Origin of the sequence: Sphingobacterium sp. T2 (assembly GCF_000814685.1) — a bacterium.
Classification (GTDB): domain Bacteria; phylum Bacteroidota; class Bacteroidia; order Sphingobacteriales; family Sphingobacteriaceae; genus Sphingobacterium; species Sphingobacterium thermophilum.
This window is the reverse complement of the sequence record NZ_JXAC01000161.1, coordinates 1-20,791: the sequence shown is the minus strand read 5'-3', so window position 1 is coordinate 20,791 and position 20,791 is coordinate 1. Positions and strand designations below refer to the sequence as shown.

Here is a 20,791-nt window from a genome sequence, read left to right as displayed (position 1 = left end):
CATGATGATGTCGTCGCGAGTAGTACGGCCAAGTCGTATGCTATTTCAGGGTTAGGGTTAGCCATAGCCAATACGATAGGGCGAGGAGCCATAGTTTTCAGCATTTCGGGCGTGAGCACATCTGCTGCTGAAAGACCAATAAATACATCAGCATCCTTTACCGCTTCTTCTAATGTGTGGATGTCTCTGTCTGTTGCCCACTCGGCTTTACTAGTATCCAGGTGTGCTCTATCTTTTCGGATTACACCCTTGCTGTCCAGCATGACTATATTTTCCTTTTTAGCACCTATAGCCACATACATTGCCGTACAAGATATAGCAGCAGCACCGGCACCATTCACTACGATTTTTACGTCTGCGATATTCTTTTGTTGCAGTTCGCATGCGTTGATCAATGCTGCTCCCGAGATGATGGCTGTACCGTGCTGGTCATCGTGCATCACCGGAATATTCAATTCTTCTTTAAGACGTCTTTCGATTTCGAAGCATTCAGGAGCTTTGATATCTTCTAAGTTGATACCTCCGAAGGTAGGTTCTAGGGCTTTGACGATATTTACGAATTCGTCCACATTTTTCGTATCCAACTCGATGTCGAATACATCAATGTCAGCAAATATCTTGAAGAGAAGTCCTTTTCCTTCCATTACAGGCTTGCCGGCCTGAGCGCCAATATCTCCAAGTCCTAATACCGCTGTGCCGTTGCTGATAACGGCAACAAGGTTTCCTTTGGTTGTATATTTATAAGCATCTTCAGGGTTGTTGGCGATAGCTAAACAAGGTTCAGCAACACCTGGTGAATATGCTAATGATAAGTCACGTTGTGAGTTATAAGGTTTTGTAGGAACAACCGCAATCTTTCCCGGGCGCCCCATAGCATGATAATTTAGGGCATCCTTTTTTCTGTTAATATTTGCTCATATTTATTTTTTGGTTTCTTACTTAATCCACAAATGTATCACAAACTAATAACTAAGAAAAATAATTACTATTATTTTAGGGTGTTGAGTAGTTCAAACATTTGTCTTCTCATATCTGCTGCGCTGCGATAATAGTTGTAAACGAGCAGGGAGAAGGTGTTATTTTTTGCCATCCTTGGCAGTATGATATCCCGTATAGCCTAATGTGCCTCCGATGGTTCCGCTTTTCATGGTCATGTCGTTGTAGGTGGGAAGACTTTTTTGGAATTCCGGGAACCAAGGTCTTTTCAGTGCATATTGCATGATCTGGTTCATCGCGCGGGTGGTGACGTTGTTTTGTGGTGAAAGGCCGGAACCGTCGATGATATCCAACTCTGAAGGGCTTAGTTTTAGGCGCTGCTCCCAATATTTTTTTTACGTATTTGAGCGCCATCATAGGTTGATGTTTTTCCTCCCGTAATATATGCAATGCTTTTCAGTAATGCTTCTCCATAAAGATTAATACTGCGTTGGTTGAACCAATACACTATTTCGTGTAGAGCAGGAGAGGTATGTACGTTGATGGTTTTTGTTTTTGTGGGAACGGACAATCCCTCTTCGAAGAGGCGCTGTCCCGTCGTAATGCCTTGCGCAACGATAATGCTGTCCTGTAACAAAACTTTGTTAAGGTTGTATGCTAAGTCGTAGGCCGCATCAGGAATTGAAATTTCAATAGTCTTTTTAAGGTCTAAACCGTAAGTACCCTTGATGACTATCTTTTCGCTATAAGGTGCAGAATAGGCATATACATTATCTCCGGAGCCCTTTCTTCCGGTGGTAACATGGTTAATAACTTTTAGATAGCTTATGTCGGAAGTGAAGTTGGCAATAGGTGCCGGCTGATTTAGTGTTGTGACCGAAAAGTTGACACCGGTTTGGTTCTCTCTCCAGTTTAGCGAAGAAATTCCTGCGCCGTAATAATTTCCCATATCGGTCCATATCCATCCGCCCGGCATATCCATGCTTGGTAAAGTCTGTCGTCGGCGATGATGCGTCCCTCGACGTATTTAATACCTGCGTCAAGGATTGCTTTTTTCCATTTGTTGAGGATAACGTCTTCTTTGGTACTTTCGTAGCGGTGACTGCCTAAGGTGGGGTCTCCTTCTCCATGGATGATGATATCCCCATGTAATATGCCTAGGGAATCTATCTCTCCGGCGTACGATAAGGAGGTTTTGTAGGTAAAGTCCTTACCAAGAATATCCAATGCCGTTATGGAGGTGATGACTTTCAAAGTGGAGGCAGTAGGAAGTCCTATGGAAGCATTTTTTTCAAACACCGTCTCGCCCGTTTCGGAATTGATGACATGCAGGGAGGCTATGCCGTTTGCGAGCGAAGGGCTTTTTGTAAAAGTAGCGAAATTTTGCTCTAGCTTTTGTTTGGTGGTTTGGGCTTGTATGTTAATTATTGTAGAAAGTAAAGCCGATGCAACAAGTAGTATATTCTTCTTCATAAGATAAAGGTATAGGGCAAATATACGTTTTACCGATAAGGATTGAAGGTCCTCTATTGTAAAAATAGTGTATTGTATGATGTGGTTATTATAAATTGGTTATATAATTTTTTAACTTGCAATCAGTATAATAGTTAATAGCATGTCAAAGCATTTAGAAAGATTAGGAAAGATCAGAGAAGCTATGCGCCAACAGGGCATAGATGCTTACATTATACCATCATCAGATCCTCATATCAGTGAGTATCTTCCTGATAGATATAAATGTATTGCCTGGGTTTCAGGATTTACGGGTTCGGCCGGAACTTTGGTTATCACGCATGACTTTGCGGGATTATGGACTGATGCACGATATTTTGTTCAGGCAAATGAGCAGTTGCAAGGGTCCGGCTTTGAGTTGGTGAAGCTTAGGATTCAGGGAGCAGCAGAATATGCGGAATGGCTAGCAGAAAAGTTGTCTGCTGGTGCCAAGGTTGCTTTCGACGGCAATTTGGCATCCTTACTTGTAGCGCAGACAGTGAAAAACACATTGGAACCTCTTCAGATTGAGGTGGATGGCCATACGGATTTGCTGTCCTCTATCTGGGACGACCGTCCAGCTCTGCCACAGGTAAAAGCATTCCTTTTGGATGAGAAAACAACAGGCCAGTCTACTACGTCTAAGTTGGAGGCCGTACGTCAGATTATGGCCAAAAGTCGTGTAGAAAGTCACTTTATCTCCTCGTTAGATGATGTGGCTTGGCTACTTAATATTCGTGGTCAAGATGTGCCATGCAATCCTGTTGTGTTATCTTTTGTGTACGTGTCGCAGCAGGAGGCTATCCTGTTCATTTCGGAAGGTAAGTTGGATGAACAAGATATAGCTGCGCTCAACGGTCATGGGGTGCAGGTAAAACCTTATGAGCACGCTTTCGATTTTGTGAAGCATATTACAAGCTCATCTATTCTTATCGATCCTAAACGCACTTGTTTTGCGATTTACGACAGTATTCCTTCTTCGGTAAAAATTGTCGAAAAAATAAATCCTTCTACAAGTCTGAAAGCTGTAAAGAATGAGGTAGAGCTGAATCACATCCGCCAGACCATGATTTATGACGGTATTGCTTTGACCAAATTTTTCAAATGGCTAGAAGAAACTGTAGGAAAAGAGGAGCTGTCCGAGATCTCTATTGCGGAGAAGTTGCAGGCTTTCCGTGCCGAGCAACCCGGATTTGTAGATGTTAGCTTCAGCACGATAGCAGGGTATTTGGAGCACGGTGCCTTGCCGCATTACCATGCTACCGAACAAAGTAATTATACGTTAAAACCTGAGGGCTTGTTGCTCGTGGATTCTGGTGGTCAGTATCGCACAGGAACAACAGATATTACACGCGTGGTGTCATTAGGCAACATCACCCAAGAGGAAAAAGATGACTATACCATAGTGCTCAAAGGTACCATCGAAGGTAGTCAGGCTATCTTCCCTGTAGGATCTAAAGGCTATCAGATTGACGCTATCACAAGACGTCCTATCTGGGCAACATTGCGTAACTATGGCCATGGCACGGGGCACGGTATCGGCTTTTTTCTAAACGTGCACGAAGGTCCACACGTGTTCAATCCTACCAATGTGGATATTGCCATCGAAGAAGGTATGATTACTTCTATAGAGCCTGGATTGTATAGAGAAGGTAAGCACGGCATCCGCATCGAAAACTTAGTCTTGGCACGTAAGTATTATAGCAGCATTTTCGGTGATTTTATGCATTTCGAAACATTGACCATCTGCTATATTGATACGGCCTTGGTGAATAAGGAGTTGCTAGACCAAACCCATATTGATTGGCTGAACAACTATAACCAGTGGGTGTTTGATATGTTGTCGCCACATCTGTCTCAGGCTGAAAAGGAGTGGTTAGCACAAAAGACTAAAGCTATTTAACAATCATAAGTATAAAGGGATAAAATGGTTTATCCCTTTTACAATTTTAACCGTATTATAAACAAATATTCGTATTCGGAACGTTAAAAAAAGCTGATTATGACCACACGTAGAACTTTCTTACAGAAGTTGGGTGTTTCTTCTTTGGCTGTTACGTTGGCGCCCTTGTTTTCCAGAGGAAGGGAAGCTGCTGTGGCGAACAAGCCTATAGTTTTGTCGACTTGGGATTTTGGACTTAAGGCCAATGAGGCGGCATGGCAAATTTTAGGTGCGGGAGGCAGGGCATTGGATGCTGTAGAGCAAGGGGTTCGGGTTACAGAAGCCGATCCGGAAGAGCGCAGCGTGGGATATGGCGGTCGTCCGGACCGTGACGGAAAGGTGACCTTGGATGCATGCATCATGGATGAAAATGCCAATATAGGATCGGTAGCAGCCCTTCAAAACATAAAACATCCTATCTCCGTGGCACGTGCTGTGATGGAAAAGACACCTCATGTGATGTTAGTAGGGGAGGGTGCTTTGCAGTTCGCTAGAGAACAGGGATTTAAGGAAGAAAACTTGCTTACCGAGGCGTCGGAAAAGGAATGGAAGGAATGGTTGAAGACAGCCAAATATGAACCGGTGGTCAATATTGAAAATCACGACACTATAGGCATGATAGCCCTCGATGTTCACGGTAATCTTTCCGGAGCATGTACCACGAGTGGTATGGCTTTCAAGATGCATGGTCGTGTGGGTGATTCCCCTATTATCGGAGCCGGACTCTATGTAGATAATGAGGTGGGCGCCGCCACGGCAACAGGCCATGGTGAGGAAGTAATACGTACGGTTGGATCTCATCTGGTCGTAGAGCTGATGCGCCAAGGAAGGACGCCTCAGCAGGCATGTGAGGAGGCTGTACGGCGAATAGTGAAGTTTATAGAGAAAAGAGAAAAAACTTTAACCCATACACAGGTGGGCTTCATCGCACTCAACAAAGCGGGAGATTATGGTGCTTATTGTATCCATGGCGGTTTTAGTTTCGCCAAATACGATAGGCAGGGCAATGAACTTATCAAAGGAAAATCTTATCTGAACAGCTAATGGCAAAACTTGAAATAGCTTGTTTCAACAACAACTCAGCTTTAGTGGCACAGGCTAACGGCGCTGATAGGGTGGAGCTGTGTGCAGGAATGGAAGTGGGAGGTACCACTCCTTTCTTAGAGGATGTTCAGTATGTGCGGGATGCATTGCATATCAAACTGAATGTGATGATACGACCACGGGGGGGCAATTTCGTTTATTCTGCCGAAGAGCTGGAACAGATGAAGACCGACATTATCACTTTTAAAAAGCTAGGAGTAGATGGTTTTGTTTTCGGCATTCTTAATGAAGACAATACGGTGGATACCGTGTTGAACAAAGAGTTGGTGGAGCTAGCGTCTCCTGCGTCATGTACATTTCATCGGGCTTTTGATGATGTACCGGACTATAGGGCAGCCCTTGAAGAGGTGATTTCCTGTGGCTTTACTACGGTGCTTACTTCAGGATGTACCTCTAATGTGGACAAAGGTTTGTATACCTTAAAGCGTTAGTACAGCAGGCGGGAGATAGAATTGTAGTCATGCCGGGTGGAGGTGTACGTTCATCGAATATAGAGCAATTGTTGCATGAAACAGGAGCTTCATACTTCCACTCCTCAGCCATTACCGATAATAGTGACATTGCGGACCCGCAAGAAGTGCACAGATTAAAGACTCTTTTAAATAAGCAAGGGGTTTGAGAACCCCTTGCTATTTTGCTATTTTGATTTTTCCAATGCTTGTAGGATATCACCTATAATATCTTCCTGATCTTCCAGTCCTACTGAAAGGCGTATGGTGCCGGGATTAATTCCCAAGGAGACACGTTCTTCTTCTTTCAGTTTGGCATGTGTTGTGGTTGCCGGATGGGTAGCTATGGTTCGTGAATCTCCCAGATTTGAAGTATAACGAATCATCTCTAATGCATCAATAAAGCGGAAGGCTCTTTCCTTTCCTCCTTTAACATCAAATGTAACGATACCACCGCCGGCTTTCATCTGTTTTTTCGCCAGTTCGTACTGTGGATGGGAAGGTAAGAACGGATATTTTACCTGCTCTATTTCCGGATGTTTTTCCAGCGTTTCGGCTAATGCCAATGCGTTGGAGCAATGTCTATCCATACGAAGGCCTAATGTCTCCAAGCTTTTTGATAGTATCCACGCATTGAAAGGCGACATGGCAGGGCCGGTATGACGTATGAAGAACATCAGCTTATTGATTAGCTCTTGTTTCCCTGCAATTACCCCTCCTAGGACGCGTCCCTGTCCGTCCATATATTTGGTTGCAGAATGTATGGCTAAGTCAAAGCCGTATTTTAAAGGTTTTTGGAGGTACGGGGTAGCAAAACAATTATCGATGGAAAAAATTATATGTGGATGTTTTTCTTTGAGTTTCCCTAGAGCCTCCAAATCGTACAATTCCAATCCTGGATTGGAAGGAGATTCCAAGAATACGATTTTGGTGTTGGGCTGGATGGCCTTTTCCCACTCTTCGATATTGGAGGAGTGGACATAAGTGTAGGAGATTCCCCATTTAGGAAACAGCTGTGTCAACAACTGGTGGGTAGAGCCGAATATTGCGCGGCTTGAAACAATATGATCGCCATTTTCTATGAAAGCAGCAAAAGAAGCAAATACTGCTGCCATTCCAGAAGAAAATGCTAGCCCTGCCTCAGCTTGTTCTAAAGTACATACACGATTGATAAATTCAGTAGTGTTAGGGTTTGCGTAGCGAGAGTAAACCATCCCTTCCTCTTCTTCTGCGAAGATTGCCCTACCTTGTTCCGCACTGTCGAAGATGAAGCTGGATGTAAGATATAAGGGTACAGAGTGTTCCCGTGTAGCTGAACGCGGAGCTTGCTCACGGATTATTCTGGATTGATCTTTTTTCATAACAGTGGTAAAGTTAAGGATTTGTTGTTTGAAAATTTGTCATTTTATAGGCTAAAATTTTCAAATTTTGTAAAGCGTAGATATAAATTCTTTGACATAATGAATTTGATATATTATGCTAGGAGAATAATTTAATTTTTCTTTATAGTTACAAATAAATATAAATTCATATTTTAAGGGAAAAATAGCGTTTACAACGAATCACCGATTATAAGTCTTAAAATGGTATTGTCTATGAGAAAATTCTCCTCTTTAAATAAGATTTTAGTAACACAAATTCTTGTTTTGGGTTCAGCGTCTTTTCTGTGGGCGCAGGAGGCACCGAAGCCTTTTGGTGCTGTTCCTACGGAACGTCAGCTACGCTGGCATGAAATGGAGATGTATTGTCTTATTCATTATACGTCCAACAACTTTTCAAGATAAAGAATGGGGTTTTGGAGATGCGGATCCTGCTATTTTCAATCCTTCTCATTTTGACGCACATCAGATAGCACGTGCTGCCGCTTCGGCAGGCTTCAGAGGGCTGATCAGTGTGGCGAAGCATCATGACGGCTTTTGCCTGTGGCCCACCAAAACGACAACCTATAGTATAGCCCGTTCGCCATGGAAAAATGGTAAAGGCGATATGGTGCGTGAATTTATGGAGGCCAGTCGAGAAAACGGATTGAAGTTTGGTGTCTATCTTTCGGCGTGGGACCGTAACGATACAAGGTATGGCACTCCGGCATATGCGGAGGCATACCGGGAGCAGCTTACGGAGCTGATGAGCAATTACGGCGAGCTGTTTACCTCATGGCACGATGGTGCTAACGGCGGTGATGGATACTATGGCGGACGTAAAGAAAAACGTATTATAGATCGTACAACTTATTACGAGTGGGAGGAAAAGACGTGGGCTATAGTTCGTAAGTTGCAGCCTATGGCCTGTATCTTTTCTGATGTAGGGCCCGATATGAGATGGGTAGGCAACGAAAAGGGATATGCGGCGGAAACCTCGTGGGCAACGATTACCCCAATAGGCCTTAATGGAGCTAAGCCTGTGCCCGGAGCGGTAGAAGAACACAATCTACCTACAGGCGATCGCTTTGGCCGCTTTTGGATTCCGGCAGAATGTGATGTTCCTTTGCGGGACGGGTGGTTTTACCATAAAAATCAGGATTTGCGCGTAAAAACTCCCGAACAGCTCTTCGAAATCTATCTTAAATCGGTAGGTCGCGGAGCAAATATGAATTTGGGCTTGGCTCCTATGCCCGAAGGTATATTGCATCCTAACGACGTGAAGGCTCTGCAATATTTCGGAAGAAAGTTGCGGAAGACCTTTGAGACCAATCTTGCTAAAGGGGCTGTAGCCACCTCCACCTCTTTGAGAGGCAACAGTGCGGCGTTTGCTCCCGCCAACATTTTCGACGGTGACAGATATAGCTATTACGCACCGGAGGATGGCGTTTTCACTCCCGAGATTGAGGTCACATTGGATGGTGAGAAAGAATTTGATATCATACGGTTGCGTGAAAACATCAAGCTGGGACAGCGCATGGATTCTGTTCAGGTATGGATCTGGAAAAATCAGCAATGGCAGCATGTAGCATCGGCAACAAGCATAGGTGCGAACCGATTGATAAAATTGTCTGAGCCTATAAAGACTTCGAAGCTTAAGATCTGTCTTTTTGCTCCAGTAGAACCTACTTTGAGTGACTTTGCCTTGTTTAAAGAGTTTAAAGAACCGTTTTTCTTCGATTCTCCGGCTATGGAGAATAATGAAAGACAGAGCTATTCCTTTGTGAATAAAGAGAAAACAAAAAAGGACATCGAACGCTCACTTTTTGTTATTAAGGGAAATGAGATGGTGTTCAAGCTAGATGGTTCGGTGACCAAGATGGTGTATGAGCCACGGCAGGATGGTCGTAAGGAAGGTATAGTCATAAAATATGCTATCTACAGCAGTGATGACGGTAAAACATGGAGCAGCGTGACGCGAGGCGAGTTTTCCAATATTCTGGCTAATCCTGTACAGCAAATCGTTGAATTCGGCAAAACAATAGATGCGAAGTTTATTAAAGTTGTGGCTCTGGAAAATTCAGAAATTACGTTTAAGGATTTAGCTTTTTATAAATAAGCAGTATTAAGTTTGAACTATACTTTTTGTTCGAAGAAACTTGATTTTAATGTAAAAAAATCATTAATTTAAGTTAAAAAGTAATAAGATATGAAAAGTATAGTTCATTTATTGAATGGGCTAGCTTTAGTATTCATCTTATTATTAGCCGTTTCCTGTAAAAAAGATAGTATAGTCCGTGATGATGATGAGTTAGCCTATTCTGTCACTTTTGCTATCCATCAATTCTCCAATACCAGCAGGTATTTGGCAGTAAATTCTTCTTCCGGTGGGGCATTGCTGGCTTCCACAACCCCTAATGTAGGTGATGGATACCTGTATTTCTGGAGTTTTAATAATGAAAGTATAAATCCGGATATCAAATATGATTATAGGGCAGAACCTTCCATAACCTACAATAATGGCATAGTGCCGACCAATTTCAATGCTAATGGTTTTGCTTTTGAAGATTTCGCTGCCGGCAAATCCGTGAGCATGACGGGAGCGAGGGAGGTGTTTATCAAAATGCCTATCCACGATGTTATTGCTATTCGGTCGTTTGCCTTTGATATTACAAGTACCAATACCGGGCCTAAGGATTTTGAGATTTATTATAGCATTGATGAGGGAGATAATTATGTGGCGCTAGCGTTGAACAACCAGTTTGGAAATGTAACTTCCAATACGAAAAACAGTTTTTCGTATGAGCTGGATACCATATCTATACAGGGTGAGGAGCTTTGGATGAAGCTGGTGATGAAGGCAGGAGAACGGGGAAGTTCTGGCGAATATAATGAGTCGCAGGGAGTAGTCAGGTTGGATAATATCAGACTTGTGGGGGAGGCATCTACTTTCACACATCCACAACCCATTAACGAGCTGTACTATTTTATTTTCCATAAGGATAAGCCAGGGGTAAAAAGTGTAGGGGTTGTGGACTTTTCGGAAGATATGCAGCTTCAGGTTCAGCTTCCAATGGGAGAGTATGATGTCTTTTTTGTTTCCAACACTTCTCAAAGCCCATTGATTTTCCCTTCTTCTATTGAAAAGGCAGCGGATATATATTGCTCGAATCTATTTTCTAACCACGAGGCCGATATTTTTGGGTACGTTGGTACCCTTACGGTAAGTGGAGAGCAGGTGCAGCCCATACTGCTGACACGTCTTTTCAGCCAAATTAAGATAGAATTTACGGATGCCGGAGATTTGTCATTGGTAAAGGAGTTGGTGGTCACACAGCAGCATGAACCATTTTTTTTATGCTCCATTCGGTAGCTTTGCTTCCAATCCAATATTGGATCAGACGAGTATAACCTTTACGGAAGATTTTAGTACCAATAAGCAGGTGGTCTTCAATCAGTTTTTGGGATTGCTGCAGGAGACCAAGCCTGTGCTCTATCAGGTGGAGGTATATGGTGCAAATGGATTATTGCGTACATTCCAGCTTGGAAGCTTTTTGAAGAATAATATGCAGCTTGTCTTTCGGGGAGAGCTGCTCAATGAGCTGACATGGCCCGTAGGCTTCCAGATTATCAAAAATGAAAATTGGGAGGGTTCTTTGACAGATACTTTCTAAAATAAAGCTAAAGCCCCGATTAGTGGGGCTTTGGCGTATGTAGTAGTTTTAGTCGTTGACAGTGAGTTCTCCACGTATGTCTTTTTCTATCCAATAGGCTACGGCCTGTTGGTCCATGAGCTCGCCTTGGAGGTACATCAGCTTTGTTACTGCGGCCTCAAAAGTCATGTCATATCCATTGAGCACGCCTATATCTTTCAGTCCTTTGCTAGTTTCGTATCTTCCCAGCTCTACGGAACCTACCTTACATTGCGATATATTGAGAATATTTTTCCCTTGTTTGATAGCATTTTCGAGAAGGTCCAAAAACCATTTTTCGGTAGTGGTATTGCCGGAGCCGAAGGTTTCCATGACGATGGAGCGCACATCGAGATCAAGGATAGACTTTACAGTAGAGGGGCTTATGCCCGGAAAAAGCTTTAATACCGCTACTCTGTTATCCAAATTGTTGTGGCAGATAAACTCTTTATCCGAGTTGTTCATCAGCGCATCGAAATTATATTTCAGATGTATGCCTGCTTCAGCGAGGACAGGATAGTTTGGTGAGCGGAAAGCTTCGAATTTTGCGGAGTTGTATTTGAAAGCACGGTTGCCGCGGAACAGCTTATTGTCGAAGAGGATGCACACCTCTTGTACGATAGATCTGCCATTATGTTTTGCGGAGGCAATTTCCAAGGCTGTCATCATGTTTTCGCGGGCGTCGGTACGTATTTCACCGATAGGAAGTTGTGAGCCCGAAAAGATTACCGGCTTTTGGAGACCTTCCAGCAGGAAGCTTAACACGGAAGCCGAGAAGGCCATGGTATCCGAGCCGTGAAGGATGACAAACCCGTCATACTCGTCATAATTATCCCGAATCAATTCTGCCATTTGGATCCATATTTCAGGAGTCATATTGGAAGAATCGATGATAGGGTTGAAGGAGTGTACGGTAAGTTTATAATCCAGCCTGCTTAAGTCGGGAAGGTTGTTTTTGATCAGTTCGAAGTCGAAAGGCACAAAAGTTCCTGAGTGGTCCTGAACCATCCCTATTGTACCGCCCGTATATATGATGAAAATATTCATGTTCTAAATGCCAAAAATCTCTTTTGAATTTTGTGTCGTTATGGCTGCTATCTCTTCAACGCTGAGGTTGTGCAGTTCGGCCATTTTCTGAGCGACGTAAATGAGATAAGAACTTTCGTTCTCTTTCCCTCTATAAGGAGTTGGTGCCAGATAAGGGGCATCCGTTTCCAATACTATATGTTGTAGATCTATTTCTTTGACTACGGCATCCAAGCCTGCTTTTTTGAATGTCACCACACCACCTATCCCCAGTTTGAATCCCAGATTTATGGCTCTATGGGCCTGATCCAAAGTTCCCGTGAAGCAGTGGAAGATTCCAAACAGCTTTTCATCATTCATCTCATCCAACACCTCAAATACTTCGTCAAAAGCCTCCCGACAATGGATAACGATAGGTAGGGACATCTCTTTGGCCCATTGTATCTGTGTGCGGAAAGCTTGCTGTTGCCAAGCTAAGGTGCTTTTATCCCAATAAAGATCAATTCCTATTTCGCCGATAGCATAGATTTTTGATTTCTCTATAGCCTCATGGATGGTTTGCAGCTCCCCTTTAAAGTTTTCTTTTACGCTGCAGGGATGCAAGCCCAGCATAGGAAAACAGAGGTCTGGATAGCGCTTCGCCGTTCCAAACACCGCGTCTATGGATTCCGTATCTACGTTAGGTAAAAAAAGTCTTTTGATATGGTGATCAAGGCAACGTTGTATTTGCTGATCCAGCTTTTCCGTACCTAGATGATAGTAGATATGTGTATGCGTGTCGGTGAGTATGATGTCGTTGGAGATTTCCATGTTTTCAAATTGGCGTAAAAATAAGAAATTGATAATATACTGGTTAACAGGAAATAGAAAAACACGATTTTATCAACAAAATCGTGTTTTTATTTATAAAGTCTTAAAATATAGACTGAATAAGTATTTACTGTTTAACTAGTTTTGCGCTGGGGCTGATGCCTGAGGATTTTGCTCTGGCGCTTTGCCTTTCACTACTTTCACTAGTTCCAAGTCGAAGATCAACGGTGCGTAAGGAGGAATTTTACCTTGAGGTTGTCCGTTAGCGCCGTAAGCCTGACTAGAAGGGATGATTAAGGTCGCTTTAGAACCTTGGTTGATCAACTTAAGACCTTCCACCCATGCAGGAATAATAGGGTCTACACCTAACACGAATTTGATAGGTTCGAAAGTACGCATAGGGTTTACAGGTAATTTAGCTTTCTCCGCTTCTTCTTTGATAGATGTATCAAACACTTTGCCGCTAGTCAGTTTACCCACATAGTTTACATACACGGTATCGCCATCTACAGGTTTTGCACCTTTACCTTCAGAGGTTACAACGTATTGAAGGCCACTAGCCGTTTTCTTAGGTTGTAGTTTATTAGAAGCGATATATTTTTCGATTTTAGCTGGTTCTGCCGTTTCTAATTTTTTCAATTCAGCGTCGAAGAACTTGTTCAACTCTGCAGAAGCTGTAGAGTCGTTGTAGCTAGCTTTCGACAGGTGTTTGCGGATAGATAATTTGATAGTGACATATTTGTCCGCGAAAGGCATCTTAGGCTGGCCGGATTTTGCTGCTGCGGTATCCAAATTCAAACGGAATACTGCGCTGTCTCCTTCTCCTAAGTAAGTGAAGGCTGTGATGAAGTCTCCTTTGTAACGTCCCGGAACAGAATCTGGAGCGATTTTCAAGGCGCTAGGCAAACCCAATTCGAAAGTACTGTTGATTAATGAGTCGTTGCGGTCAGAGAGTACTTCCATGTCATAAATCACATAGTCTTCTGCCTGGATTTTTGGTTTACCGTTGTCCTTAACGATTTTATACTCTAAACCTCCATCTCCTTTTTTGAAGTTTTGGCATGCTGTGGTCATTAAACCTACGGCTGCAGCCATTAAAAAAATTGATTTTTTCATTTTATTGATTAATACTTATTTACTATTTTAAATAATGTGAATATTCAGGTAAAATTGATTTAAACTTATTCACTACCGAAGCCAAATCTTCTGTTGAGCTGCCTCCGGAAGCGTTGAGATGCCCTCCACCGTTGAAATATTTCTTACAAATTTCATTGCAAGGTATTTCGCCGATTGAACGCAAAGATAATTTAATTAATTCTGTTCTGTCAACTATTAGTGCTGCTAATCTTATCCCTTTAATAGACAAGGCGTAGTTGACCAAACCTTCTGTATCTCCGGTGCTCACATTGAACTTTTCCAAGTCACTTTTGGAAAGAGAAAACAATGCGGTATTGTATTCCGGAATTACTTCTAGGCAATTTAATAAACAATATCCGATAAATTTCAATCTTTTTTCAGTATTGCTGTTATAAATATTTTCGTGTATCTCCCAGTTGCGTGCTCCGGCGTCTATAAGTTTGGCGATGATATGATGTACTGCCGAGGTGGTAGAGCGGAATCGGAAAGAACCGGTATCCGTCATTATTCCGGCGTAGAGACAACTTGCCACATCGGCATTGATAGCTTTTTCATCCTTACATATGTCGGTGATGAAGCTGTAAACGAGCTGTGCTGTCGCTGCGGCGGTAGAATCCCAATAGCTTAAGTCTGCAAAATCTTCCGGATCGAGGTGGTGGTCTACCATCCATTTTTGTCCTTTGGCATCTCGGATGATAGGTTCCAACACATTGGTGCGCGACAAAGCGCTATAGTCCAAACAGAAGATAATATCTGCCTTTTCTATCAGCTCTTGTGCTAGGGAAGGGTTTTCGGCGTGGATAACCACTTTTTCTCTTCCCGGCATCCAATCCAAAAAGGTAGGGAAATCAGAAGAAGTGACCACAGCAACCTCATGATTGTGTTGTATCAACCAATGGTAAAGTCCTAACGAAGAACCTAAAGCATCTCCGTCCGGTTTATGATGCGTAGTAATTGTTATTCGTTTAGGTTTGGTTAATAGTTGTAAATTCTCTTCTCCTTTTAACATAAAATATTCATGAATACAAACGTACAAAAAATAATAGCTTTATCTCAATTTATTTTTGATGTTTGAAGGCGTATAACTTCTTATCCCTGCGTGTACATAGGAGGAATATCTCGCTGTTGTAATTGATTTTGCCATAATAGAATAGGGGCAGTCCTTCTACAGGGAATCCTTCGACCAAGGTATTGTCGCCACTGAAGAGGTATATCAGGTTGGTTGCTTTGGAAGCTACGCCGATGAGGCTGTTGCTTGTCCTTCCATCCCTGAAGTACTGAGGTTTATCGTCAATGTTTTTGGTGAAATGATATTCGTAAAGCGTGTCTTTCTTTGCTATGTCGACAAACTGAAGACGGTTGTCGTGGATAAGAATCATCTCGGGAGCTGAGGAGCCTGCGATATTGATGAAATCTACATGATGTCTATTTGCTTTGCTGTCGAACGTATGCTGGTCAACGACCTTATCTTCGGCAATTCGATATAAGGTATGGTTGGTAGCATATGCCAATAGCTCGTAGCTGTTGTTACCTTTGTCTACCACTCCTAGCGGGAATCTGAACTCTACATCACCGGGGATATCTATCTCCTTACGCAGGGAGCCATCCTGATTTATGAAGTAAATCCGTCCGTACGAGGAAGCGATGACAAATTCTTTACCAATTTGTTGCACTTCACCTAATAGTGTTCCGTCAGCCGTGATGTTTTTCCACTCTTCTATCATATTTCCGTCTAGGTCTATGGCAAGAATCTTATTTTTCGTAGGGACGAGCAGTGCTTCTTTGCCGGCGGCTGTGGCCGCTAGTGGTGCGGCAACAGGGGTATCGGATAATCCTCTTGAAAAACCTTTTTTATTTTTTCCGTCCGTATCGAGACGGTATAATCTGTTTTTGTCGGTGACAAATATTATGCTGCGGTCTTCAAGCTGTTTTATTTCTCCCACAATCCTTCCAGAGATGACGGTAGACCACATTTTTGTGCCGCTAGGATGGATGGCGTGCAGAGTGTGGTCAAGCTCTTGGATAAGGATGAACTGTGTGGAGTCCGAGTGTTCGAAGACGTATGGCGCCGTGATCGCCTTATTTGCTAGAGGATAACTCCATTCCGGAGTGCCCCCCAAGGCATTTTTGCTTTTGTAGAGGGCGTACAGCTGTGAACCGAAAGCTCCGTTATTTCCTGAAAGCTGTAATGACCAAGAGTAGAAATCCTTGAAACCATAGTTTTCATCATCCCTGAATTTTTTTTGATACTTCGCGGGAAGGGAATACAAAATTTTGGAGTAGGCGTTCTTGTTATGAATGAACAATGTTACGTTGGCTTCGTTGCCTTGTAGTTTTTCAAAGTTTTTGAATCCTAAGGTCCCTGTTAGGAGATCTTTACGGTCATAACTATTACGATAGTATCTTAAATCGGCTAGAATGTTGGATATTACCAATACGTCCTGTACGCGTGTGACGTAGGGGCGGCTCATATTTTTGAAGGGCTCCCCATAGATACTGTAGAGTATGTTTGATGTCTTGAAGCGGTAGATATTATCACCTGCATCTTCCAGAAGAGAGGACGCCACATCTTTCCATGCTGTGGTGTCGTTTAAAGCTACGAAGGCTAGCTGGCTTTGGTTGGTCATTTCCACCACAGCGAAATTATGCTGCCATGTTGCTATGAGTTTATGCAAGCTGCTATTTTCTTTGTCAAGATTCTCAAGCAGAGAAGCTACCTTTTTTGTTTCCTGACGTGCTTCGAAATACTCTTTGAGGTCGGAAGCGAATTTAGGGTAGCTGCTGAGGCTATACTCCATGAAAACGGCAGTATTGGAAGGGAAAAAATTGTAAAGTCGCTGTGTTCTTTTGCTTTGATAACGGAAGAGAGCGATGTAGTTTCCTTGGGTCTGTTGAAGCTGGCTTTCGCCGGTAAGCATCAGTGCATCTTGCTTGAAGTTGATGTTCCATGTGGATTGTCCTTCCAGACCTAAAAACTGATCAAGGAAAAAACCTTTCTCCTTCTGCTGGAAATGTTTGACAAGAGCTTGGAAGTTTTGATGAGGAAAATACACGCTGAAAGGGGTGTTTTTCGAGTTGTTATGGATAAAATAGTCTATCTGCTTTTCCGACAGTTTAGGAATACTTTTGTTTAATGTCGAAACTATTGTCTGTAAGGAAGAGGAAGCAAAGAGCACGTGTTGATAATAGGTCGTGTACAAAGTGGTGTCCGGATTGCCGAAACTTAAAGTAGTGATTTTGTTGCCCAAGGTATCGACCGATCCTATTTTATAGTGCTTGGCAAACTGATTAATCAGGCTGGTCAACTGGCTTTCGCTGATGTTTTCGGAGGTCGGAATGGTAATCAGTAGATTCAACGAATCCTTATCCGGATGGAAGGAAAGGAATACATCCTGCTCGGCGATGTAGTCGTACAGCGCATCGTGACGCAGTAGCTGATTTTTGTATCGCTTTAGGAGGGAGATATCTTTTTTACCCAATAAAGCATCGAAAAGATCAAAATCTTTGAATATATTGTCTGTAACTTCATCGTTCTTTATCGAAGCGATGAGGAAAGTATTTTCCGGCAAGTATTTTAGTGGTTTGAGTGTGTTGTGCTGCTCTCTGTTGAGTCCACTGAAATAGTAGATCGAGGCAGCGATAACGCCAAGAAACAAGAGCACCGCAAGAATTATTGTATTCCTCATTCTACAAACCTAAATAATTACTTTGAAAGGAAGAAAAACCTAATTAAAAACAATCAATTAGTATAGCGATTTACATTATTTTTTTATTTACATTTATCACTAGTTTTAACTTAAACAATTCTGAGTAAGTATTAATGAATAAACAGATCATTCTTACAGCTTCATTCTTTGGACTTTTGGCTGTGATTTTGGGGGCTTTTGGTGCACATGGTTTGGAAGGCAAAATAAGTGAGTACCATATTGGTACATGGAAGACCGCTAACCAGTATCATTTTTACCATACTTTTGCGATGTTGTTTTTATCTACCTTTTCAAGAGCCAAGAGTCAATCTATCCGTGTTTCCTTTATCTTCTTTACTGTGGGGATCCTGTTGTTCTCTGGATCGTTGTACCTGTTGAGTGTTCGAGAGCTACTTGGAGCGTCGGGACTGACGATTTTAGGGCCGGTGACACCGCTGGGAGGAGTATGTTTTATGGTAGGATGGATTAGGCCTTTTTGTGGCGGACATTGAAAAACAGAGCATAGACTTTATCTGTCTCAAGAAAATATAAGGCCTCTGGTAAATGCTATCAGAGGCTTTTTCTTTACATTTGTGCTATGTCACATCCGGATTTATTTGCAGAACGCAAAACGTATTTTGTAGATGTTATTTTGCCATTGGCTATCGCCAAAACCTATACTTATCGTGTTCCTTTTGAGCTTAACGAAAAGATTGGGATAGGCAAGCGGGTCATTGTGCAGTTTGGCAAGAACAAGGTATATTCCGCCATTGTCAGGGATATTGGTACTGCAGCCCCGGAGAAGTACGAGGCCAAATATATTTTGGATGTTGTGGATGATTATGTTATCGTGGATGAGGGCCAGCTTAAGTTGTGGGATTGGATAGCAGACTACTATATGTGCCATCTGGGAGAGGTGATGCAGGCAGCATTGCCGGCCGCTCTAAAGATGGCGTCGGAGACGAAGATTGTTGCGGCAGATAATGCTGAACTGGACCGCAGTACGCTGTCGGATAAAGCCTTTTTGGTGTTGGATGCCTTAGATGTGGCGGGAGAGCTTAGTGTGGCGGATGTGACCAAAATTTTGGGGCAGAAGACGGTATTTCCTTTGTTGAAATCACTTTTTGAGCAGGGTTTTATTCTCATTTCCGAAGAGATTAAAGAGCGCTATAAGCCCAAGACGAAAGCTTTCCTCCGCCTAGCTTCTACCTATAACGACGGCGAAGGGTTACACCTTTTGTTGGATAGCCTCAATAGGGCTCCTAAGCAGCAGGATGCCGTGCTGGGATATATCCAGCTTTCCAAGATGCAGGAACATATAACACGGCAAGACCTTATGGAGGCTAGTGGATGTGGTAGCAGTGCTATTACTTCGTTGATAGATAAAGGAGTTTTTGAGGTGCAAGAGCAGGTCGTCAGCCGCTTTCAAGGGGTGGATGTGTTGCTGACCAAAGATTTCACCTTCAGTGAGGAGCAGCAGAGAGCTTTCGAGGAAATCAATAAACAATTTGAGGAGAAAGATGTAGTCCTGCTACATGGGGTGACCGCATCGGGAAAGACACAAATCTATATCCGCATGATAGAGCAGGCTTTACAGTCAGCGAAGAATGTACTGTATTTGCTGCCGGAGATTGCCCTGACCACACAAATTACCGAGCGGCTCAAGCTACATTTCGGAAATGATTTGGGAGTATATCATTCCAAGTTTAACGATAACGAACGAGCGGAGGTGTGGCATAAGGTATTGAAAAATGAATATAAGGTCGTCATAGGGGCTCGTTCTTCCATTTTTTTGCCCTTCCGCGATTTGGGACTTATTATTGTGGATGAGGAACATGAAAGCTCGTATAAGCAGTATGAGCCAGCACCGCGCTATCATGCGCGGGATACGGCAATTTATTTGGCGTATCTGCATCATGCCAAGGTGCTGTTGGGATCCGCAACACCTTCCATAGAAAGTTATTATAATGCTAAGGCAAAAAAATATGGTTTGGTACAGCTGCTGCAGCGCTTTGGTGAGGCTCAACTCCCTTCCATAGAAATTGTCAATATCGCTGAAGCTGCCCGAAAAGGGGAGATGCAGTCATATTTCAGCAAAACCCTGTTAGATGCTATAGGGGAAGCTGTATCCAAGAAAGAGCAGGTCATACTTTTTCAAAACCGGAGAGGACACACACCCTTTGTGCAGTGTAGCACCTGTGGTTATGTGGCTAAATGTATAAACTGTGACGTTAGCCTTACTTACCATAAATCTTCCAACCTTTTGCATTGCCATTATTGTGGTCATACGGAAAATACGGTCAGCGTATGTCCGGCATGTGGAATGCCGCATATGGAAAGCAAGGGCTATGGCACCGAACGTGTGGAAGAGGAGTTGGAAATCCTGATGCCCGATCTGCGCATAGGTCGCTTGGACTTGGATTCCGCAAAGGGAAAGCATGGCTTTGAGCGCATCATCTCGGCCTTTGATGACCATGAATACGATGTGCTCATAGGTACGCAGATGGTTGCAAAAGGTCTGGACTTTGGCAGGGTGAGCCTCATCGGTATCTTGAATGCGGACACTATCATCAACTTTCCGGAGTTCCGTGCTTATGAAAGGGCTTTTTCACTGTTTTCGCAGGTGGCGGGAAGGCGGGACGCCGTCAAGACCAAGGCAGGGTGATTATCCAAACCTATAATCCCGGGCATCGGGTTATAGAGCAGGTTGTAAACCACGATTATGAAGGCATGTTTATGCAGGAGGTTACCGAGCGGAAAAATTTTGCTTATCCTCCATTCTATCGGATTATCCGCTTGGATGTCAAGCATCCAGACCAACAGCAGGCAGCAGATTCAGCACATAAGCTGGCTGAGCTATTACGTGTGTCGTTGGGAAACCGTATTTTGGGGCCCGAGCCTCCATTGGTGTCGCGGGTGCGCAACCATTATATTCAGACCATCACCTTGAAGGTAGAACGTGTCAATATCAACATCAATAAGGTTAAAGAAATCATCCGTGCGACACTTACGCAATTTGAGCTGGATAAGCAGAATGCCGGGGTGCGGGTGGTAATCGATGTAGATCCGTATTAAAAAAAGCGAGGGACTACCCCCCCCGCTTTTTTTTATTTCTAAAATCAAGAAATAATTAAAAGGTTTTTTCACGGCTTTGTGTGCT

At 43.1% G+C, this 20,791-nt stretch carries 15 protein-coding genes and 3 pseudogenes; 9 read left to right on the top strand and 9 right to left on the bottom strand.

Annotated features, from left to right (window positions below; genetic code table 11):
- The 3 genes and pseudogenes from SD31_RS10530 to SD31_RS10525 form a co-directional block, all read right to left on the bottom strand.
- Window positions 1-872 (bottom strand): annotated as a pseudogene (locus SD31_RS10530) (malic enzyme-like NAD(P)-binding protein); the annotation flags it as partial.
- A 204-nt stretch (window positions 873-1,076) separates the two neighbouring features.
- Window positions 1,077-1,289: a D-alanyl-D-alanine carboxypeptidase gene (locus tag SD31_RS20270; protein ID WP_262506619.1), complete on the bottom strand. Its 213-nt coding sequence runs from the start codon at window positions 1,287-1,289 to the stop codon at window positions 1,077-1,079.
- A gap of 17 nt (window positions 1,290-1,306) precedes the next feature.
- Window positions 1,307-2,409 (bottom strand): annotated as a pseudogene (locus SD31_RS10525) (D-alanyl-D-alanine carboxypeptidase/D-alanyl-D-alanine-endopeptidase).
- Between the two features lie 142 nt (window positions 2,410-2,551).
- Between SD31_RS10525 and SD31_RS10520 the strand changes: the two are divergent.
- From SD31_RS10520 to SD31_RS10510, 3 genes and pseudogenes are all read left to right on the top strand, one after another.
- On the top strand, window positions 2,552-4,330 hold the full coding sequence (locus tag SD31_RS10520) for an aminopeptidase P family protein (protein WP_039054089.1): 1,779 nt from the start codon (window positions 2,552-2,554) through the stop codon (window positions 4,328-4,330).
- A 99-nt stretch (window positions 4,331-4,429) separates the two neighbouring features.
- Window positions 4,430-5,413, top strand: a complete 984-nt coding sequence (locus SD31_RS10515) for an isoaspartyl peptidase/L-asparaginase family protein (RefSeq protein WP_039054088.1) — start codon at window positions 4,430-4,432, stop codon at window positions 5,411-5,413.
- Window positions 5,413-6,092 (top strand): annotated as a pseudogene (locus SD31_RS10510) (copper homeostasis protein CutC). The gene SD31_RS10515 and the pseudogene SD31_RS10510 overlap by 1 nt, the downstream one beginning before the upstream one ends.
- 18 nt (window positions 6,093-6,110) lie before the next feature.
- Here the strand turns inward: SD31_RS10510 and SD31_RS10505 are convergent.
- Window positions 6,111-7,283, bottom strand: coding sequence for a trans-sulfuration enzyme family protein (locus SD31_RS10505; protein ID WP_039054087.1), 1,173 nt, complete (start codon window positions 7,281-7,283; stop codon window positions 6,111-6,113).
- A gap of 367 nt (window positions 7,284-7,650) precedes the next feature.
- Between SD31_RS10505 and SD31_RS10500 the strand changes: the two genes are divergently transcribed.
- The 3 genes from SD31_RS10500 (at window position 7,651) to SD31_RS10490 (ending at window position 10,954) form a co-directional block, all read left to right on the top strand.
- On the top strand, window positions 7,651-9,399 hold the full coding sequence (locus SD31_RS10500) for an alpha-L-fucosidase (RefSeq protein ID WP_231561454.1): 1,749 nt from the start codon (window positions 7,651-7,653) through the stop codon (window positions 9,397-9,399).
- 90 nt (window positions 9,400-9,489) lie between these two features.
- Window positions 9,490-10,653 (top strand): hypothetical protein, encoded by a 1,164-nt coding sequence (locus SD31_RS10495; protein ID WP_039054086.1) that lies wholly within the window; start codon window positions 9,490-9,492, stop codon window positions 10,651-10,653.
- Window positions 10,622-10,954: a hypothetical protein gene (locus SD31_RS10490; protein ID WP_039054085.1), complete on the top strand. Its 333-nt coding sequence runs from the start codon at window positions 10,622-10,624 to the stop codon at window positions 10,952-10,954. The genes SD31_RS10495 and SD31_RS10490 overlap by 32 nt, the downstream gene beginning before the upstream one ends.
- A gap of 48 nt (window positions 10,955-11,002) precedes the next feature.
- Here the strand turns inward: SD31_RS10490 and SD31_RS10485 are convergent, their stop codons facing one another.
- From SD31_RS10485 to SD31_RS10465, 5 genes are all read right to left on the bottom strand, one after another.
- On the bottom strand, window positions 11,003-12,019 hold the full coding sequence (locus tag SD31_RS10485; RefSeq protein ID WP_039054084.1) for an asparaginase: 1,017 nt from the start codon (window positions 12,017-12,019) through the stop codon (window positions 11,003-11,005).
- A gap of 3 nt (window positions 12,020-12,022) precedes the next feature.
- Window positions 12,023-12,808, bottom strand: a complete 786-nt coding sequence (locus SD31_RS10480; RefSeq protein ID WP_039054083.1) for a TatD family hydrolase — start codon at window positions 12,806-12,808, stop codon at window positions 12,023-12,025.
- 138 nt (window positions 12,809-12,946) lie between these two features.
- Window positions 12,947-13,924 (bottom strand): FKBP-type peptidyl-prolyl cis-trans isomerase, encoded by a 978-nt coding sequence (locus tag SD31_RS10475; RefSeq protein WP_039054082.1) that lies wholly within the window; start codon window positions 13,922-13,924, stop codon window positions 12,947-12,949.
- Between the two features lie 22 nt (window positions 13,925-13,946).
- Window positions 13,947-14,954, bottom strand: a complete 1,008-nt coding sequence (locus SD31_RS10470; RefSeq protein ID WP_039054081.1) for a DHH family phosphoesterase — start codon at window positions 14,952-14,954, stop codon at window positions 13,947-13,949.
- Between the two features lie 49 nt (window positions 14,955-15,003).
- Entirely contained in the window at window positions 15,004-17,631 is a 2,628-nt protein-coding gene (locus SD31_RS10465; RefSeq protein WP_039054080.1) for a PQQ-binding-like beta-propeller repeat protein, read from the bottom strand.
- 134 nt (window positions 17,632-17,765) lie between these two features.
- Here SD31_RS10465 and SD31_RS10460 point away from each other — a divergent pair, with 134 nt between their 5' ends.
- The 3 genes from SD31_RS10460 to SD31_RS20945 all read left to right on the top strand — a co-directional run bounded on the left by SD31_RS10460 (window position 17,766) and on the right by SD31_RS20945 (window position 20,706).
- Window positions 17,766-18,143, top strand: coding sequence for a DUF423 domain-containing protein (locus tag SD31_RS10460; RefSeq protein WP_039054079.1), 378 nt, complete (start codon window positions 17,766-17,768; stop codon window positions 18,141-18,143).
- A gap of 86 nt (window positions 18,144-18,229) precedes the next feature.
- Window positions 18,230-20,296 carry a primosomal protein N' gene (gene priA / locus SD31_RS10455; RefSeq protein ID WP_316929851.1) on the top strand — a complete coding sequence of 689 codons (2,067 nt, stop codon included), beginning with the start codon at window positions 18,230-18,232 and terminating at the stop codon, window positions 20,294-20,296.
- On the top strand, window positions 20,293-20,706 hold the full coding sequence (locus tag SD31_RS20945; protein ID WP_316929850.1) for a hypothetical protein: 414 nt from the start codon (window positions 20,293-20,295) through the stop codon (window positions 20,704-20,706). Before priA ends, SD31_RS20945 begins: the two co-directional genes overlap by 4 nt.
- Window positions 20,707-20,791: the final 85 nt, after the last annotated feature.

Coding starts and splice junctions, on each gene's coding strand:
- SD31_RS10485 (WP_039054084.1), bottom strand. CDS start 12,019: ATGAATATTTTCATCATATATACGGGCGGTACAATAGGGATGGTTCAG.
- SD31_RS10465 (WP_039054080.1), bottom strand. CDS start 17,631: ATGAGGAATACAATAATTCTTGCGGTGCTCTTGTTTCTTGGCGTTATC.
- SD31_RS10495 (WP_039054086.1), top strand. CDS start 9,490: ATGAAAAGTATAGTTCATTTATTGAATGGGCTAGCTTTAGTATTCATC.
- SD31_RS10460 (WP_039054079.1), top strand. CDS start 17,766: ATGAATAAACAGATCATTCTTACAGCTTCATTCTTTGGACTTTTGGCT.
- SD31_RS10490 (WP_039054085.1), top strand. CDS start 10,622: ATGAACCATTTTTTTTATGCTCCATTCGGTAGCTTTGCTTCCAATCCA.
- SD31_RS10515 (WP_039054088.1), top strand. CDS start 4,430: ATGACCACACGTAGAACTTTCTTACAGAAGTTGGGTGTTTCTTCTTTG.
- SD31_RS10520 (WP_039054089.1), top strand. CDS start 2,552: ATGTCAAAGCATTTAGAAAGATTAGGAAAGATCAGAGAAGCTATGCGC.
- SD31_RS10475 (WP_039054082.1), bottom strand. CDS start 13,924: ATGAAAAAATCAATTTTTTTAATGGCTGCAGCCGTAGGTTTAATGACC.
- SD31_RS10480 (WP_039054083.1), bottom strand. CDS start 12,808: ATGGAAATCTCCAACGACATCATACTCACCGACACGCATACACATATC.
- SD31_RS10470 (WP_039054081.1), bottom strand. CDS start 14,954: ATGTTAAAAGGAGAAGAGAATTTACAACTATTAACCAAACCTAAACGA.
- priA (WP_316929851.1), top strand. CDS start 18,230: ATGTCACATCCGGATTTATTTGCAGAACGCAAAACGTATTTTGTAGAT.
- SD31_RS10500 (WP_231561454.1), top strand. CDS start 7,651: ATGAAATGGAGATGTATTGTCTTATTCATTATACGTCCAACAACTTTT.
- SD31_RS10505 (WP_039054087.1), bottom strand. CDS start 7,283: ATGAAAAAAGATCAATCCAGAATAATCCGTGAGCAAGCTCCGCGTTCA.